Consider the following 1,205-nt stretch of genomic DNA (forward strand, 5'->3'; position numbering starts at 1 on the left):
CTTGGGGTTGGTAGCGGCGGTTGTAGTCGAGGGTGAGGCTGCGGACGAGGTGGTCGCCGTCGAATACCGCGGCGAAGGCGCCGGTGCGGAACACCGTGACCTGGTGACCGGCGTGCTTTCTCCCGAGGCCGAGGAGACATCCGTCGAGGCCGATCGATCCGGTGGCGGTCACGGTGTGACGGGTCAGGGTGGTGATCGCGGGGGGTAGGTCGGGCACGGTGGCCAGCGGGCCGAGGTCGAAGCGCTGGTGCGGGGTGAGCTTGCCGAGCACTGCGTTGCGGCGGTTGTTGTAGCCGTGGCGGTACTGGTCGAGCAACGGCTGGAGTTCGGCGATGTCGCGTGCGGCGGGGCGGCGTCGAAGCCACTTCTGGGGCCGCTGGTGGGCTCGCTCGTTCTTCCCGCAGGTCTGGGGATGTGAGATCCGCGAGCTGATCGCCTGCACGCCCAGGTCGGCCAGGTTCCGCTCGAAGACGCTGGTCCAGCCGCGGCGCTTGCCGGAGAACGCTGATCCGTTGTCGGTGAGCAGCTGGACCGGCAGGCCGTAGCGCTCCACCGCCAGACAGAAGGTCGCCCAGATATCGCTGCCGTTCTCCGACACCGCGGCCTGCAGGGCCAGGTCGGTGCGGGAGCAGTCGTCGATCAACTGCAGCACCACGACCGTCTCGCCGGTGGCCAGGGTGTACTCGAACCCGTCGAACTGCCACAGCGCGTTGACCTCGCTGCGCTCGAAGCGCCGGATGCGACGCCGCGGCTTGCGTTGCGGCACCTTGACCAACTGGCCACGTTGATCGAAGACCTGGTTGACCGTGGACCGGGCCGGCAACCGGCGTTCGGCGGGCCACGTCGATGTCCCGGCCGCGAGCTGTTCCTCCAACCGCATCAACACCGCCTCCGCGCCGTAGTCCCAACCCCCGTCGGCCTCGCTCTTGCGGATCGCGACCAGCACGTCCTCGAGCTCGGCAGGCAGCTTCGTCGGTGAGCGTCGCGGACGACGCGACTGGGGATAGAACCCCTCGACGCCCAGCGCGTGGAACCTGTGCACGTACTTGTAGAACGTCTTGCGGCTCACTCCCAGCTCACGACAGATCGCGGACACGTTCTGCTTCGGACCCGGCGCGACGTACGCAGCAACCGCTGCCGCCACCGCAGCATCCACGGCAACCCCATCTCTGGCCATCCCTGATCGTGACGACCAACCTCAGGTG

1 protein-coding gene is annotated in these 1,205 nt (G+C 68.1%); it reads right to left on the reverse strand.

Going from position 1 to position 1,205, the window contains the following annotated elements:
* On the reverse strand, positions 1-1,144 hold a 1,144-nt coding region (locus ABD086_RS25255), incomplete at its 3' end, for a helix-turn-helix domain-containing protein (RefSeq protein WP_343911452.1).
* Between the last annotated feature and the right edge of the window lie 61 nt (positions 1,145-1,205).

The sequence above is a fragment of the Nocardioides aquiterrae genome, assembly GCF_039526625.1.
Lineage (GTDB): Bacteria > Actinomycetota > Actinomycetes > Propionibacteriales > Nocardioidaceae > Nocardioides > Nocardioides aquiterrae.